General features: G+C 67.2%; 14 protein-coding genes and 1 pseudogene. 10 read left to right on the top strand and 5 right to left on the bottom strand.

Translation table 11 applies throughout. The features are described 5' to 3' along the window. The first annotated feature begins 2 nt into the window (after nt 1–2). The 7 genes and pseudogenes from HWX62_RS04350 (at nt 3) to HWX62_RS04320 (ending at nt 6,128) form a co-directional block, all read left to right on the top strand. Nucleotides 3–1,037, top strand: a complete 1,035-nt coding sequence (locus HWX62_RS04350) for an NAD(P)-dependent alcohol dehydrogenase (protein WP_175930379.1) — start codon at nt 3–5, stop codon at nt 1,035–1,037. Between the two features lie 292 nt (nt 1,038–1,329). Next, the gene (gene ugpC / locus HWX62_RS04345; RefSeq protein WP_175930380.1) at nt 1,330–2,523 is read left to right on the top strand and encodes a sn-glycerol-3-phosphate ABC transporter ATP-binding protein UgpC; all 1,194 of its coding nucleotides are present in this window, start codon (nt 1,330–1,332) and stop codon (nt 2,521–2,523) included. A 29-nt stretch (nt 2,524–2,552) separates the two neighbouring features. Beyond that, on the top strand, nt 2,553–3,488 hold the full coding sequence (locus HWX62_RS04340; RefSeq protein ID WP_175930381.1) for an AraC family transcriptional regulator: 936 nt from the start codon (nt 2,553–2,555) through the stop codon (nt 3,486–3,488). Next, nucleotides 3,485–4,951, top strand: coding sequence for a xylulokinase (gene xylB / locus HWX62_RS04335; RefSeq protein WP_175930382.1), 1,467 nt, complete (start codon nt 3,485–3,487; stop codon nt 4,949–4,951). The genes HWX62_RS04340 and xylB overlap by 4 nt, the downstream gene beginning before the upstream one ends. Before the next feature lie 82 nt (nt 4,952–5,033). Continuing rightward, nucleotides 5,034–5,144, top strand: a pseudogene (locus HWX62_RS04330) (MerR family DNA-binding transcriptional regulator); the annotation flags it as partial. A gap of 139 nt (nt 5,145–5,283) precedes the next feature. Then, nucleotides 5,284–5,571 carry a barstar family protein gene (locus tag HWX62_RS04325; protein WP_175930383.1) on the top strand — a complete coding sequence of 96 codons (288 nt, stop codon included), beginning with the start codon at nt 5,284–5,286 and terminating at the stop codon, nt 5,569–5,571. Nucleotides 5,572–5,690: 119 nt separating this feature from the next. Beyond that, nucleotides 5,691–6,128 carry a GNAT family N-acetyltransferase gene (locus HWX62_RS04320; protein ID WP_175930384.1) on the top strand — a complete coding sequence of 146 codons (438 nt, stop codon included), beginning with the start codon at nt 5,691–5,693 and terminating at the stop codon, nt 6,126–6,128. 31 nt (nt 6,129–6,159) lie between these two features. On the opposite strand, the gene HWX62_RS04315 is transcribed toward HWX62_RS04320, so the two are convergent. From HWX62_RS04315 to HWX62_RS04300, 4 genes are all read right to left on the bottom strand, one after another. Beyond that, nucleotides 6,160–6,990, bottom strand: coding sequence for a peptidyl-prolyl cis-trans isomerase (locus tag HWX62_RS04315; RefSeq protein ID WP_175930385.1), 831 nt, complete (start codon nt 6,988–6,990; stop codon nt 6,160–6,162). A 273-nt stretch (nt 6,991–7,263) separates the two neighbouring features. Next, nucleotides 7,264–9,198: an SMP-30/gluconolactonase/LRE family protein gene (locus HWX62_RS04310; protein WP_175930386.1), complete on the bottom strand. Its 1,935-nt coding sequence runs from the start codon at nt 9,196–9,198 to the stop codon at nt 7,264–7,266. 256 nt (nt 9,199–9,454) lie between these two features. Continuing rightward, nucleotides 9,455–9,655: a hypothetical protein gene (locus tag HWX62_RS04305; RefSeq protein WP_175930387.1), complete on the bottom strand. Its 201-nt coding sequence runs from the start codon at nt 9,653–9,655 to the stop codon at nt 9,455–9,457. Then, nucleotides 9,652–10,950, bottom strand: coding sequence for a dicarboxylate/amino acid:cation symporter (locus HWX62_RS04300; RefSeq protein WP_175930388.1), 1,299 nt, complete (start codon nt 10,948–10,950; stop codon nt 9,652–9,654). Before HWX62_RS04300 ends, HWX62_RS04305 begins: the two co-directional genes overlap by 4 nt. A 503-nt stretch (nt 10,951–11,453) precedes the next feature. On the opposite strand from HWX62_RS04300, the gene HWX62_RS04295 reads away from it, so the two are divergent. From HWX62_RS04295 to HWX62_RS04285, 3 genes are read left to right on the top strand one after another with little or no spacing between them, the layout of a single operon-like run. Continuing rightward, the gene (locus HWX62_RS04295; RefSeq protein WP_175930389.1) at nt 11,454–12,605 is read left to right on the top strand and encodes a glycosyltransferase; all 1,152 of its coding nucleotides are present in this window, start codon (nt 11,454–11,456) and stop codon (nt 12,603–12,605) included. After that, complete coding sequence (locus tag HWX62_RS04290; protein WP_244135959.1) at nt 12,605–12,907, top strand: hypothetical protein; 303 nt, start codon at nt 12,605–12,607, stop codon at nt 12,905–12,907. Before HWX62_RS04295 ends, HWX62_RS04290 begins: the two co-directional genes overlap by 1 nt. A 23-nt stretch (nt 12,908–12,930) precedes the next feature. Beyond that, entirely contained in the window at nt 12,931–13,665 is a 735-nt protein-coding gene (locus HWX62_RS04285; RefSeq protein ID WP_175930390.1) for a polysaccharide deacetylase family protein, read from the top strand. Nucleotides 13,666–13,766: 101 nt separating this feature from the next. Here the strand turns inward: HWX62_RS04285 and thrS are convergent, their stop codons facing one another. After that, complete coding sequence (gene thrS, locus HWX62_RS04280) at nt 13,767–15,080, bottom strand: threonine--tRNA ligase (RefSeq protein WP_244135958.1); 1,314 nt, start codon at nt 15,078–15,080, stop codon at nt 13,767–13,769. Nucleotides 15,081–15,376 lie beyond the last annotated feature (296 nt).

Here is a 15,376-nt window from a genome sequence, read left to right as displayed (position 1 = left end):
CGTTGAAAGCACTCGTACTCGAACGCACGCGCGAGCTCGCGCTGCGCGACATCGATCTGCCGCAAGAGGTCGGCCCCGGCGACGTCCGGATCAAGGTGCATACGGTCGGCATCTGCGGCAGCGACGTGCATTACTACGTTCACGGCGGCATCGGCCCGTTCCGCGTCGACGCGCCGATGGTGCTCGGCCACGAGGCGTCCGGCACGGTCGTCGAGATCGGCAGCGGCGTCACGCACCTGCGCGTCGGCGACCGCGTCTGCATGGAGCCCGGCGTGCCGCGCCTCGATTCGGCCGCGACGCTGCGCGGGCTCTACAACCTGGATCCCGACGTGCGCTTCTGGGCGACGCCGCCCATCCACGGCTGCCTGACGCCGTTCGTCGTGCATCCGGCGGCGTTCACGTACCGGCTGCCCGACAACGTGTCATTCGCCGAAGGCGCGATCGTCGAGCCGCTGTCGATCGGCCTGCAGGCCGCGAAGAAGGCGGCGATGAAGCCGGGCGACCTCGCGGTCGTGATCGGCGCCGGCACGATCGGCGCGATGACGGCGCTCGCCGCGCTGGCCGGCGGCGCCGCGCGCGTGATCCTCGCCGACGTCGTGCCGGAGAAGCTCGCGCTGTTCGCAGGCAACCCGGCCGTCACGACCGTCGACGTGCGCAGCCGGCCGCTGGCCGACGCGGTGGCCGAAGCGTCCGGCGGCTGGGGCGCGGACGTCGTGTTCGAGGCGAGCGGCAGTGCGAACGCATATGCGGGCCTCGTCGACCTGATGTGCCCCGGCGGCTGCGCGGTGCTGATCGGGATGCCGGTCGCGCCGGTGCCGCTCGACGTGGTCGCGCTGCAGGCGAAGGAAGGCCGCATCGAATCGGTATTCCGCTACGCGAACATCTTCCCGCGCGCGCTCGCGCTGATCGCGTCCGGCGCGATCGACGTGAAGCCGTTCATCTCGCGCACGTTCCCGTTTTCCGAAGGCGTGCGCGCGTTCGAGGAAGCGGCGAGCGGGCAGCCGCGCGACGTCAAGATTCAGATCGAAATGGATTAGGGCGTGTTCACGCTAATAACGGGTTTGCGAACGTGCCTTTCCGCCCGCAGTGCAAGGAGTAAGGAGCGCCGTTTGGCCGTGCCAAACAAGCGACGCACGACGCCGCAATGTGGGCGGAAAGGCACGTTCCCCTGTTTGGAAAAATTCATTCGCGGGGCTGGCCCCCAGAAGGGCCGATCGCCGCGTCATGCTCCTCGCGAATACGTCGAGTATTCGCTTCGTCGCAATCCTCGCACTCGGCCCTTCTGGGGGCCAGCGCAAACCCGTTATTAGCGTGAACACGCCCTAAACCATGGCCCGAATCCTCTGCCACGCATTGTCGAAGCACTACGACGGCGGCCCCGCCGTGCTGCATCCGCTCGACCTCGAGATCGCCGACGGCGAATTCATCGTGCTGCTCGGCCCGTCCGGCTGCGGCAAGTCGACGATGCTGCGGATGATCGCCGGTCTCGAGGCGATCACCGGCGGCGAGCTCGTGATCGGCGATGCGGTCGTCAACGATCTGCCGTCGCGCGAGCGCAACGTCGCGATGGTGTTCCAGAACTATGCGCTGTACCCGCACATGACGGTGTACGACAACATCGCGTTCGGCCTGCGGCGGCTGAAGGTGCCGGCCGACGAGATCGACCGCCGCGTGCGCGACGTGGCGCGCATCCTGAGCCTCGACGCGCTGCTCGACCGTCGCCCGCGTGCGATGTCCGGCGGCCAGCAGCAGCGCGCGGCGATCGCGCGCGCGATGATCAAGACGCCCGCCGTGTTCCTGTTCGACGAGCCGCTGTCGAACCTCGACGCGAAGCTGCGCACGCAGCTGCGCGGCGACATCAAGCGGCTGCACCGGCGGCTGAAGACGACGACGCTGTACGTGACGCACGACCAGCTCGAGGCGATGACGCTCGCCGACCGCGTCGTGCTGATGCGCGGCGGCCGCATCGAGCAGATCGGCACGCCGGCCGAGCTGTACGGCCAGCCGCACACGGTCTTCGCGGCCGGGTTCGTCGGCACGCCGGCGATGAACTTCGCGGACGGCACGATCGCGCGCGTCGGCGCGAACGTGCTGCTCGACTGCAACGGCACGCGCTGGCCGCTCGCGTCGCCGCGCTTCGCGCGCCTGCAGGACGGCCAGCCGGTGAAGGCCGCGATCCGGCCGAACCACCTGCGGCTCGTCGCCGAAGGCGATCCGACCCCCGGCACGCTCGCGCTGACCGGCACGGTCGAGCTCGTCGAGCTGCTCGGCGCCGAGGCCCTCGTCACGCTGGACTGGCGCGGCCAGCCGTGCGCGGCCCTCGTGCCGGCCCCGATGGCCCCGGCGCCGGGCGCCGTGGTAGCGTTGCGCTTCGACGAAGAAGCCCTGCATCTGTTCGACGCCGGCACCGAGCGCAACGTCACGCTGCCGGACGCGAACCCGATCGCGCACGCGGCGGCGCCGGCGGCCGCGACGCGCGCCACGCCGCCTGCCGCGACGGGCTGGTCGATGTCCCGTCCGTAGCACGCCGGCACGTTCCGACGGAGCACACGATGAACCCGGATCTCGAGATCGTTCCCACCCATCGCGACGAGTCGTTCCGCGCGTGGGTCCACGACTATCCGCATTCGGTCGCGAAGTGGCACTTCCATCCCGAGTACGAGATTCACCTGATCCAGGCGTCGCGCGGCAAGGTGTTCGTCGGCGACCACATCGGCGATTTCGGCCCCGGCAACCTGATCGTCACCGGGCCGAACCTGCCGCACAACTGGGTCAGCGAGCTTGCCGACGGCGAACGCGTGCCGTCGCGCGACGTCGTGCTGCAGTTCTCGCGCGACGCGATCGAGAAGATGGTCGACGCGTTCAGCGAGCTGCAGCCGGTGATCGAGCTGATCGACGACGCCGCGCGCGGCGTGCAGTTTCCCGACCGCGTCGGCCTCGAGGTCGCGCCGCTGATGCTCGAGCTCGCGAACGCGCACGGCTGCCGGCGCGTCGAGATCCTGATGTCGCTGTTCGACCGGCTGTCGTCGTGCCGCGAGCGCCGCGTGCTCGCGGGGCCCGGCTACCGCAGCGACGCGCAGCACTACATGTCGTCGACCATCAACCAGGTGCTGTCGTACCTGCAGCAGAACCTGCCCGGCATGCTGCGCGAAGCCGACGTCGCCGCATTCGCCGGCATGAGCGTCAGCACCTTCACGCGGTTTTTCCGGCGCCATACCGGCTCGTCGTTCGTGCGCTACCTGAACCGGCTGCGCATCAACGAGGCGTGCGAGCTGCTGATGTTTTCCGACCTGACGGTGACCGACATCTGCTACCGGGTTGGCTTCAACAACCTGTCGAACTTCAACCGTCAGTTTCTCGCGATGAAGCAGGTGCCGCCGTCGAAGTTCCGCGCGCTGCACCGGCTCAACGAACCGCACGGCCGCGACGACGCGCCGCCCTTGCGACGCGCGCCGCCGCGCGCCCCAGACAGGACGCTTCATACGTGACATATCTCGGCATCGATCTCGGCACGTCCGAGGTCAAGGTTCTGCTCACCGATTCCGGATGGGTCCCCCTCGCGACCGGCTCGGCCACGCTGTCGATCAGCCGGCCGCATCCGCACTGGTCCGAACAAAGCCCGCAGGCGTGGTGGCACGCGATGCTCGACGCGATCGCGTCGGTGCGCACCGCGCACCCGGCCGGCTTCGCCGCGCTGCGCGGCATCGCGCTGTCCGGCCAGATGCACGGCGCGACGCTGATCGACCGCGCGGACCAGGTGCTGCGCCCGGCGATCCTGTGGAACGACACGCGCGCCGGCACCGAATGCGTCGAGCTCGAGGCGCTGGTGCCGGAATCGCGCGCGATCACCGGCAACATGGCGATGCCCGGCTTCACCGCACCGAAGCTGCTGTGGCTCGCGAAATACGAGCCGGCCGTGTTTCGCGCGGTGCACAAGGTGCTGCTGCCGAAGGACTACCTGATCTGGCGCCTGTCCGGCGAATTCGTGTCCGATATGTCGGACGCGTCGGGCACGCTGTGGCTCGACTGCGCACGCCGCGACTGGTCCGACCGGATGCTCGCCGCGACCGGGCTGTCGCGCGCGCAGATGCCGCGCCTCGTCGAAGGCAATGCGGCCGCCGCACAACTGCGCGACGCGCTGCGACGCGAATGGGGGATCGCCGGGCCCGTGACGATTGCCGGCGGCGCCGGCGACAACGCGGCGTCCGCGATCGGCATGGGCGTCACGGGCGCGGGCAGCGGCTTCCTGTCGCTCGGCACGTCGGGGGTGCTGTTCGCCGGCAACGACCGCTTCGCGCCGAACCCGGACGCGGCCGTGCACGCGTTCTGCCACTGCGTCGAAGGGCGCTGGCACCAGATGAGCGTGATCCTGTCGGCGGCCGCGAGCCTCGACTGGCTCGCACGCGCGCACGGCACGACGCCCGGCGCGCTGGCCGCGCGCGCCGAACGCGCCGATCCGGCCCGCGCGCCGCTGTTCCTGCCGTATCTCGGCGGCGAACGCACGCCGCACAACGACGCGCATGCGCGCGGCGTGTTCTTCGGGCTGACCAACGAACACGATGCCGACGATTTCGCTTACGCGGTGATGGAAGGCGTCGCGTTCGCGATGGCCGACGGCTACGACGCGCTGCGCGCGGCCGGTACCACGCTCGACGCGGTGTCGTTCATCGGCGGCGGCTCGAAGAGCGCGTTCTGGGCGCGGCTGTGCGCGAATGCGACCGGGCTCGCGATGCAGCGCCATGCGGACGGCGCGGTCGGCGCGGCACTCGGCGCCGCGCGGCTCGCGCGCCTCGCCGCGACGGGCGACACGCTGGAGGCTGTCTGTGTCGCGCCGCCCGTCGCGGAGACGGTCGCGCCCGACGCCGCGTCGGTCGACCTGCTGGCAGGGCGGCTCGCGCGCTATCGGCGGCTGTATCGCGTGTTGCGGGACGAGTTCGCGGCGGCCAACTGAGCGGCCACGCGGTCGCGCTTGATCCGGCCCTTGGGATCGCCTTTATGCTGAGCGCAACGAATCGACAGCAAAGAGGTGACGGATGGGTGCAGCCACGCCCCGTTTGACCGCATCGGCCGCCGCCGCGCGGCTCGGCGTCTCGATCAAGGCGCTGCGGCTGTACGAGCGGCACGGCCTCGTCACGCCGGCGCGCCCGGGTATGAAGCCGTGGCCACGTGCCTGGCGGCGCCGGAAGTCCGCGAGCGGATTGCGCGGCGGCCGGAAGCGCGCGCTATCATGCCCGGCACGGAGCGGAAAATGAAATATGCGCGATCGATCCGTCGGAGAACATGATGGCACGCGACAAGCGGGTAGAAATCGAACTGGACGATATCGAATCGACCGAACAGTTGCACGTGCGGCTGATGAAGAAGTTGCGTTTCCCGGATTGGTATGGAAGAAACCGGGATGCGTTCCGGGACGCCATTACCGCGCTGGTCGATATGCCGCTCATTCTCCGGCTGAAAGGCTGGCCGGAATTCGAGCGCCGCTTTCCCCGCGACGCGAAGCTGATGCGCGACTGCCTGCAGGACATGGCCCGGCAATCTCCGGCCTACGGATCCCGTGTCGAGTACGATTGATCGGACTCGCGGCAAACGGCAAGTCGAAATAGGCGTTCAGATCGGCCGGCCTGCAGATTCCGTTGTCGGGCCTGTGATCCACGTCGCAGCGTAGCACCCGACTCGACCGCTCACCCCTCATGAAACCGGCGATCCATCTGCGTGCTGCGTCTCAGGAGGACCTCCCGTTCCTGTTGACGCTCCGTCGACTCACGATGACCGAGCACCTGCAGCGCGTCGGCGCGCCGACCGACGACGACGCGCACGACCGGCGCATCCGCGCGCACTTCGACGACGCGATGATCGTTTGCGACGGCGCCGACGCGATCGGCCTGCTGAAGGTGACGCGCGCCGCCGGCGAATGGCACGTCCATCAGATCCAGATCCTGCCCGCGCGCCAGGGCCAGGGAATCGGCGAGGCCGTGCTGCACGCATTGCTGACCGACGCGGCACGCGAGCACGTGCCCGTGTCGCTCAGCGTGCTGCACGGCAACCCGGCGCGGCGGCTCTATGAACGGCTCGGCTTTCGCGTCGTGTCGGAAACGGACACGAGCGCGAACATGATCCGGCGCGCGTGACGTGCGTCGTCCCGACGCCGCCGCGTGGCCATTACTGCGTGATCTTCGCGTCCTTCAGCAGATTGCCGATCATCTGCGCGCTCGCCTTCTCGACCGCGATCGCCTGCAACTGCTGCTGAAGCGTCGGCTTCGCGGTTTCGAAACTCGGCACCTGCGTCGGTCGCTTCGCGTCCAGCTTCACGATCGCGCGCACGCCATCGACCGGAATCGAATCCTTCGTCGTCGCGCCGACCGTCAGCTTCTCGAGCGCCTGGGCAACCGGCAGCGGCAACCCGGCCGTCTTGCCTTCCGCGGCCGGCGTGTTGAAGCTCACCCACGGCAGCTCGCCGCCGGCATCGCGGCTCGGCGCCAGGCTGTACTGGCGCGCCAGCCCGTCGAACGACTTGCCCGCTTTCAGCTCGCTCAGCACGGTCGCCGCCGCGACCGGGTCCCTGACGACGATCACGCGCGGCTTGTACTCGTTCTTGCCGAGCGCGGCCACGAGTTCGTCGTAGCGCGCCTTGACCTGCTCGTCGGTCACCGGCTCCGGCTTCACGTTGTCGCGCAGGTACAGTTGCACCTCGGCCGTCACCTTCGCCTGCTGCATCGCGGCCTTGACCTCGGGCTTGTCCGCGTAGTTCGCCTTCTCGGCCGCCTGCTGAACCAGCACGCGCGTGATCAGCTGATTCTTGATCGCCTGGCGGATCTGCGGCGAATCGGGCTGCCCGGACGCGCGCAGCAGCGTATCGACGTCGGCCTGCGTGATCGGCGTGCCGTTGACGGTCGCGACGGTCGCCGCCGTCTGTGCGTGGACGGGGCCGCTCAGTGCGCCGGCCAGCGCGGCAATCAGCATCAGGCGGTTCGGTGTCGTCTTCATCTTCATGGTTGGGTCGCTTCGCGCATAAGAAACGCGGCAGGGGCAGCCGCGCCCGTTCATCGTGCATGCCCGCGCAGCGTCTGCGGGAGCCGCTGCCATTGTGCACGGAACCGCGTTCGCGTGTCGGGAGGTTCAGGAAGCCGGTCCGACGCGGCGCGGCGCGCATTGTGCCCGCCGTTCATTGCATGCGCGTTGCGCAACCATTCCGCGAAAGGCATCGATTGCCTTCGCGACTTTCCGCGAACGGCCGCCGCCCGAAGCGGCCGCACGTTCGGCGCGTCAGGGCGTCCATCGGTACACGGTGATGCTGTTCCCCTTCACGTTGTTCTTCATCACCACGTACTCGCCGTTCGAGCGACGGTACGCGCGAATGCTGTACATCGCGTCGATCGCGCTGCTCGTATCGACGGTTGCCGGGCTCGTGTTGACCAGCGTCGTGTCGAGCTTGCCGGTGGTGAGGTTGAACGCGTCGACGTTCGGCCACAGCGGCCCGCTGCTGCTGAACCAGTAGCCGACGAACAGGTGATTGCCCGCCGCGTCGATCGATTTCGCGCCGCTGTGCGGCAGCGTGATCACCGGGTCGGGCTTCGTCGTATTGCCCGCGCGCCAGCCGTGATACACCTCGATGCGCGTGCCGATCGACGTCCAGTCGTTGCTGCCGAGCGCGCCCTGCGCGAGCACCATCGTGTCGCTGTCCGCGAGATAGACGATGCGCGTGAGCGGCTGGATGCTGGCCGGAATGCGGGTCGCGACGCCGGGCCCCCACGACGGCTTGCCGTTCGCGTCGAAGCCCGTCAGCGGGTAATGCGTGATCGCGCCGGTCTTGTCGAGGCCGGCCCACACGCCGCCCTGGCTGTCGAGGCTGAAGCCGCCCGTCACGCGCTGCGTCGCGTTGAACGCGGGGCCCGGAAGCGAGCCGTCCGGAATCGCGATGTAGCCGTTCGCCGCGTTGAAATGATAGAAATAGAAGACCGGCGGGTTCTGGCCGGCCGCGACGAGGATCCGGTTCGCGCCGACCGACGTGAGCAGCCCGAAGTGCTCGTCGCGCTGCGTGTCGCTCATGTCGATGCGCGGGTCGGACGGATACGTGAACGGATCGACGGTGTTCGCTACGAACTTGCCGCCCGCGCTGCCGCTATAGATATGCGTGCCGCCGTAGAACAACGCGCCGTCGGTGACCGGGTCCGGCGCGGCGATGCCTTCGAAGTTCAGCGATTGCAGCGTCCAGCGCAGGTTGCCGCTGCTGCCGTACGCATGAATGTCGGTCGCGCCGTTGCGGCCGAGATCCCAGCTGCCGCCCCACGGGTTGTTGAGCACATAGAGGTTGCCGCCGGTGTCCTTGCCGATCCCGGCGATGCGCGTGAAGCGTTGCGGGCCGACCTGCCCCTTGATGCCCGTCGTCGTGTCGAGATAGCCGCCGCGCACGCCGAACGTGCCCGCCAGCGCGGGCCGGCCCGAGATCGAATAGCGCTTGATGTTCTGGTCGGGGCCCTCGTCGCCCACCAGCAGTTGCCCGGCCGCCGCATCGACATACAGCGCCGACGGATGCGAGCCGGCCGGCATCCGGATCGTGTTCAGCAGCGCGCCGGACGGGCTGAAGCCGACGATCGAGCCGGCGCTCTTCTGCGCGACCCACACGTTGCCCGCGCCGTCCACCGCGAGCGCGCCCGGCGCCGACACGTCGATGTCCCGCTGCCACACGCCCTCGGTGGTGAACACGCGCACGCGATTGCCGTAGAAGTCGCTGGCATACAACAGCGAGCCGGCCGTCGCGAGCCCGGTGACGACGTCGATGCGCGGCTGGTTGGTCGCCGCGGTGATCTGGATGACGCGATCGCGAACCTTCGTCGCGCGGTTGTAGCGCCCCACCGCGCCGCTGCCGTAGGTCTTGCCGGGCTGCAGCGCGACGAACAGCGACGTCGCGTTGCCGGTGATCGCGCTGCCCTGGAATTCCGAATGTGCACCGATCGAGCCGATACTCTTGCCGTTCTGGTAGATCGCGACGCCGCCTTCATCCTCGTCCCACATCGACGCCGTGTAGACCACGCCTTCGGGCGCGACCCACATCGCGCGCGCGACGTTGCCGACGTGCGCGGCGAGCGTGCCGTACGTGTTCGCCAGCCAGTCGGTGGTGTTGGCTGCGTGAGCGGCCGGCGCAAGCGCGGCGATCGCCGCGGCAACGAGCGCGGCGTGGAGGTGTTTTCTGGCGAACATGACGGATGCTCTCCTGAATGAGGCAAACATTCACATGAGGGATCGGCCGGCCAGATGGCTTGAAGCCCGCGAGATGTAAATTCTTCCCTGAATCATCCGGCGCAGTCGGTATGACGTACGGCATGCATTCGATAATGCGCAGGGCGAGAATAGCGTTATATAAATCGAAAAAAATTGCGAATCGCCGGCGCTTTCGGCGAGCGCGACCCCGCGTCAGTGAATGGTCACTCACGCGCCCGATCGGGAAAGGGGAAAATCAGGCACTTGCCTGCACGAATATCGCCGCGAATTCAACGGCGATAGATTGAAACGGCGCATGCCATTTCAGAATCATCGAGAAAAGCCACCGCACACAAACAAATCGCCGGCCAGAATCCGTGTCGAATCCAGGCCGGCGAATGTCGTTCATTGCGGATCGGGCAATGCGGCGTTGCACCGCCGCATCGCCACGCGTCATGCCGACGTTTCGCGCACCTTGATCTCCGCCACGCGCCCGCCGTCCGAATCGTCGTCGCCGCGCGGCGCGTCGAGCTGCCCTTCCCACTTCGCGACCACGGCCGCCGCGATCGAGTTGCCGACCGCGTTGGTGGCCGAGCGCCCCATGTCGAGGAACATGTCGACGCCCATGATCAGCAGCAACCCGGCTTCCGGCAGATTGAACTGGTTGAGGGTCGCCGCGATCACGACGAGCGACGCGCGCGGCACGCCGGCCATCCCCTTCGACGTCACCATCAGCATCAGCAGCATCGTGATCTGCGTGCCGAGCGGCAGATGGATGCCATACACCTGCGCGATGAACAGCACAGCGAACGTGCAGTACATCATCGAGCCGTCGAGGTTGAACGAATAGCCGATCGGCAGCACGAAGCTCGAGATCCTGCGGTTCACGCCGAAGCGGTCGAGCGCGTCGAGCAGCTTCGGATACGCGGCCTCGGAACTGGCCGTCGCGAACGACAGCAGGAACGGCTCGCGGATCAGCCGGATCAGCGTGAACGCGCGCTTGCCGAGGAACGTCACGCCGGCGAGCGTCAGCACGGCCCACAGCAGCGCGAGCGCGAGATAGAAGCTCGCCATGAATTTCGCGAACGTGAGCAGGATGCCGAGCCCTTCGGTCGTGATCGTCGACGCGAGCGCGGCAAACACCGCGACCGGCGCGAACCACATCACCGCCCCCGTCACCTTCAGCATCACCTGCGCGAGATCTTCGATCACGCCGGTCAGGCGCTTGCCCGATTCGCCGAGCGCCGACAGCGCGGTGCCGAAGAAGATCGAGAACACGACGATCTGCAGGATTTCGTTGTTCGCCATCGCCTCGGCGATCGACTTCGGCACCAGGTGCACCACGAAATCCTTCAGCGTGAACGCGCCCGTCTTCAGGTTGAGCGCCGCATCGGACGGCGGCAGCGGCAGGCTCAGGTGGCTGCCCGGCTGCAGGATCGTCGCGGTCAGCAGACCGAGCAGCAACGACGTGAACGACGCGATGAAGAACCAGCCGAACGCCTTGACCCCCACGCGGCCCACCGCGCTGCCGTCGCCCATCTGCGCGATGCCGACGGTCAGCGTCGCGAATACCAGCGGCGCGATGATCATCTTGATCAGGCGCAGGAACACATCGGACAGCAACGACACGTATCCGGCGACCTCCTTCGCCATCTTCGGGTCGGGAAACGCGCTATGGCAGGCGTAACCCACGGCGATACCAAGAATCATCGCGACAACGATGTACTTGGTAATGTTGTGTTTCTTCTTCATTAGTGATCCAAATTACAAAGCGTATGTTGCTAACGGCTGGCCAATCGTTCGCGTCCGGCTGCGAATCGAAACCTGTGTCTCCATGCGGGCGACCCGTCCGCCTCGGGCAGTCGCCGGGGCGGACAAGGGGGGGCATTCTAACGCAAATGGTGCGACGGCTTTCAAATCTGAAAGCGGCGCGGGTTGATTTGCGTCCTGTCTCGGTCATGATCCAGCCCGGCGCGGCCGTTTCCGCCACGGCCGCGGGCGATCGTCACGCACGGCGCGACACGCGCCAGCGAACGCGACACATCCTCACAAAGATGCGCAGACCTCGACACTAAGTCACGTAAACGATCTGTAATATTTGGAAATGATTCGTGTCGATGCGGTGCGCCGACGTCGACGCGCAATCCCGAACCGGACATGCGGCACCGCGTTCGCGTGATTGCTTCCATCAGGCCGGGCCCGCCATTTCATCAGTATTCCTTTTAAACCGAGGATCGAGCAAAAGCGGCATCGTGATGAACATTCTGTACACCAACTTCCACGGCGATTACGGCGGCGGCCAGGACACCTACGTTCGCGATCTCGCCGTCGCGATGAGCCGCCATCACCGCGTGACCGTGGCGTCGCCGGAAGGCAGCCGCCTGTCGCGACTACTGAAGGACAGTCCCGACGTGGCCATCTTCGACATGGAATTCAAGCCGCGCTGGAACCGGCTGTGCCGGGAGATCCTGCGGCTGCGACAGCGGATCGCCGCCGAGCGCTTCGACGTGATCCACGTGAACGGGTCCGCCGATCACCGGCAGGTGATGCTGGCGCTGCTCGGGTGCCGGTATCGGCCCGCGGTCGTGCTGACCAAGCACAACACCTATCGCGCCGACAGCGTCGGCAACCTGCTGCGCGCCCGGCTGGCCACCGACCACACGATCGCGGTCAGCGACTACGTCGCGAGCATGCTCGCGCTGCGCTCGCCATACGGCAACGTCACGGTGGTCAAGCACGGCGTGCGCCGGCCGGCTGCCGAACGACTCGCGAGCGACGAGATCCGCCGCCGCAAGATCGCGCTGTTCGGCGCGTCCGGCGCGGATGCGATCGTGCTGGGCAGCAGCGCCGGCACCGCGCCCGAAAAAGGCTGGATGGACCTGATCGCGGCGCTCGGCCGCCTGTCCGAGGCCGAGCGCGAGCGGTTTCGCGTACTGCTGGTCGGCGCGGAACCGTCCGGCGCGCAGCGCGAGCAGCTTGCGCGGCACGGCATGGCATCACGCACCGCGTTCACCGGACGGCTCGACGACGGGCAGGCGCCGCTTTCGATCGTCGACGTGTCGTTCGTGCTGTCGTACCACGAGAGCCTGTCGTATGCATGCCGCGAAGCGATGTCGCTCGGCTGCCCCGCGATCGTGACGCGCGTGGGCGGCCTGCCCGAAAACGTCGAACCGGGCGTGGACGGCTGGGTCGTCCCGCCGCACGCGCCCGCGGCGATCGCAGCGATCCTGCGCGCGATCGTGCAGGAACCCGGCCGCGTCCGCGCGATGGGACGCAGCGCGCGGCTGAAAGGCAAGCGCGAATTCTCGTTCGATGCGTTCGTCGCGGCGACCTTGTCCGTCTATCAGAAGTCGATTCGACACAACCCGTATCACTGGGTGACCGCGTTGAGATCCACGAAATGGTAATGAATATCTGGAAGCCGTGCTGCGCGAGCAATTCACGCCTGCTGCCGACCTTCGACGCCGTCAGGTTGTTTCATCAGTACGGGTTCCGTGATGAAGCGAACAGCCGCTACGGCGCGAAGACCGACGAGAAAGCACTCGACCTGTTCGCGCGCCATACCGCGGCCGATGGCCGCCCGTTGTTCTACAAGGGCTCGTCGGCCGACCGCAAGGCCGCCCCGATCATCCCGCCATGGGCCGCGCATGCCGCTTTCGCCGAAATCGGCGACTTCAAACCCCTGCGGATTTTCCGCAAGGCCGCGTAATCCCGCTTTCCCGCGATCCACCGATGCTTGCGCGCACTCCACGCTATCCGATCCTGATGTATCACCAGATCCGCCCGCTGCCGCCGCCGACCGACCGGCTGCGCAGCCTCAGCGTCGCACCCGACGCGTTCCGCCGCCAGATGACGCTGTTCAGGCGGCTCGGCTACCGCGGCCTGAGCGTGCGCGAACTGCAGCCGTACCTGCGCGGGGAGCGGGCGGACAAGGTCTTCGGCATTTCGTTCGACGACGGTTTTCTCAACGTGCTCACGCATGCGATGCCCGTGCTGGACGCGCTCGGATTCACCGCGACCTGCTACTTCGTCGCCGGCCGCTTCGGCGGCGCGAACGACTGGGATGCCGGTGCGCCGACGACGCGCTCACCGCTGATGACCTGCGAGGACATGCTCGCGTGGCGCGATCACGGCCATGAAATCGGCTCGCATACGCTCGATCACGTCGCGCTGTCATATGTGCCGGCGCCTGTCGCGAGCTTTCAGCTGACCGAATCGAAGCGGCAACTCGAAATGCTGAGCGGCCAGCGCGTCGAATCGTTCTGCTATCCGTACGGCGATCTCGACGCACGCGTGCGCGACCAGGTCGTCGCTGCCGGTTACGGCAATGCGACGACGACCCGCCGCGGGTGCGCGGGTGCGGCCGACGATCCGTTTCTGCTGCCGCGGATTCCGGTGGCGGGCGGGGTCGGCGCCGTGAGGCTGTGGTTCAAGTGCGTGAAGGGGCCGATCGGCGGGCGCGGGTAGCAAGCATCGCCGCCGGTGGCTGCGCCCGCACGTCGCCCAGCCGCCCGTTCCCCGATACCCGACCCTGCCACGGTCCCACATGGACGGATCCCGCCGTCAGGTCAGACCGAAGGGCGGAACACCCGCGACGCGGACGGTGCACGCACATGCTGCGTCAGGTACGCAAGCGCATCGTCGATCTTCAGCACGTGCTGCTCGCCGCCCCGCATCCGCAACGACACCTCGCCGGCCAGCGCTTCCTTCCGCCCCGTCACCGCGACGATCGGCGCAGCCAGTTCCCTCGCGTCGACGATCTTGCGCGGCAAACGCTCGGGACGGAAATCCCGCAGCACCCGGCAGCCGATTGCTTCGAACGCGCATGCCGTGTCGTCGGCGAACGCGCGATCGCCTTCTCCGATATTCGCGATGACGACCTGATCCGGCGCCAGCCACGTCGGCAACCATCCCTCGTAGTGCTCGAGCAGAATGCCGATGAACCGTTCGAGGCTGCCGAGCACCGCGTGATGCAACATCACGGGCGTCGCTTTCGCACCGTCCTCCGCGACATAGGTTGCACCGAGGCGCTCCGGCAACACGAAGTCGAGCTGGATCGTTCCGCACTGCCACTTTCGCCGTTGACGGTCGAGCAAATGAAACTCGAGCTTCGGGCCGTAGAATGCCCCTTCTCCCGCCTGGATCGCGAAATCGACGCCCGCCGCGCGCGCAGCGGACGCCAGCATCGCTTCCGCACGCGCCCACACCGAATCGTCGCCGGCCCGAAGCGCCGGCCTCGTCGACAGCGCCACGTCGAATCCGTCGAAACCGAAGTCTGCATAGATCGTCTTCAGCAGCACGCAGAAGCGCGCCACCTCGGCCTCGACCTGATCGGGCGTGCACAGCACATGGGCATCGTCCTGCGTGAATGCGCGCGCACGCATCAGGCCATGCAATGCGCCGGACGGCTCCGCCCGGTGAACCGCGCCGAACTCCGCGTACCGGATCGGCAGATCGCGATACGAACGCGAGCCTTTCCTGAAGACCTGCACATGGCACGGGCAGCTCATCGGCTTCAGGCAGTACGGGTTGCTGTCGCTTTCGAGGGAAAACATGTTTCGCCCGAACTTCTCCCAATGCCCGCTCTGCTCCCACAGGCTGCGCGACACGATCTGCGGTGTCCGGATTTCGGCAAAGCCGGCTTGGCGCATCCGGACCCGAATGTATTCCTCGACGACCCGATAAAGAACCATGCCGCGCGGATGCCAGAAAATGGCGCCCGGACTTTCATCCTGCTGGTGAAACAGATCGAGCCTGTTACCCAGCACTCGATGATCGAAATCGTCCATCATGTTCTCCATTGACGTGGTGTGCCGGTCGAACGGAGCATGAAAAAAGCCCCGTCCGTTTCCGGCGGGGCTCCTGGGGATGATGTGACGCATGGATCTACGACGTGCAACCTCCCCCCGGCCCGCCGTTGGCGGTCTTGGTGGTGGTCGTGGTGGTCGTGACGAAACGTGCGTTCATGGGTCGAATCTAGTCGGCCTCGCGCCGCCTGTCAATCGGGCGCGCGCAATCGTGACCGACGCGAATACCTTGGTGCGGAGCGTGCTTCGCCGATGCGTCGGCCCGCCTCGTCACACTGCTGGCGCTCGACACTGAACCGCGTGCGAGGTGGCGGGGACCAGTTTTTGACAGTTTTTAACCGCCCGAAAAAGAGGCGGCGCTATGATCTCGT

It is taken from the genome of Burkholderia sp. BCC0506, from assembly GCF_902833145.1.
GTDB lineage: Bacteria > Pseudomonadota > Gammaproteobacteria > Burkholderiales > Burkholderiaceae > Burkholderia.
This window is presented reverse-complemented; position numbering and strand designations above follow the sequence as displayed.

Excerpts from the sequence above, each read along its gene's own strand:
- HWX62_RS04285 (WP_175930390.1), top strand. The coding sequence starts at position 12,931 with ATGCTTGCGCGCACTCCACGCTATCCGATCCTGATGTATCACCAGATC.
- HWX62_RS04325 (WP_175930383.1), top strand. The coding sequence starts at position 5,284 with ATGGCACGCGACAAGCGGGTAGAAATCGAACTGGACGATATCGAATCG.
- HWX62_RS04290 (WP_244135959.1), top strand. The coding sequence starts at position 12,605 with ATGAATATCTGGAAGCCGTGCTGCGCGAGCAATTCACGCCTGCTGCCG.
- HWX62_RS04340 (WP_175930381.1), top strand. The coding sequence starts at position 2,553 with ATGAACCCGGATCTCGAGATCGTTCCCACCCATCGCGACGAGTCGTTC.
- HWX62_RS04305 (WP_175930387.1), bottom strand. The coding sequence starts at position 9,655 with ATGACGCGTGGCGATGCGGCGGTGCAACGCCGCATTGCCCGATCCGCA.
- HWX62_RS04315 (WP_175930385.1), bottom strand. The coding sequence starts at position 6,990 with ATGAAGATGAAGACGACACCGAACCGCCTGATGCTGATTGCCGCGCTG.
- thrS (WP_244135958.1), bottom strand. The coding sequence starts at position 15,080 with ATGCGTCACATCATCCCCAGGAGCCCCGCCGGAAACGGACGGGGCTTT.
- HWX62_RS04300 (WP_175930388.1), bottom strand. The coding sequence starts at position 10,950 with ATGAAGAAGAAACACAACATTACCAAGTACATCGTTGTCGCGATGATT.
- HWX62_RS04320 (WP_175930384.1), top strand. The coding sequence starts at position 5,691 with ATGAAACCGGCGATCCATCTGCGTGCTGCGTCTCAGGAGGACCTCCCG.
- ugpC (WP_175930380.1), top strand. The coding sequence starts at position 1,330 with ATGGCCCGAATCCTCTGCCACGCATTGTCGAAGCACTACGACGGCGGC.
- HWX62_RS04295 (WP_175930389.1), top strand. The coding sequence starts at position 11,454 with ATGAACATTCTGTACACCAACTTCCACGGCGATTACGGCGGCGGCCAG.
- HWX62_RS04310 (WP_175930386.1), bottom strand. The coding sequence starts at position 9,198 with ATGTTCGCCAGAAAACACCTCCACGCCGCGCTCGTTGCCGCGGCGATC.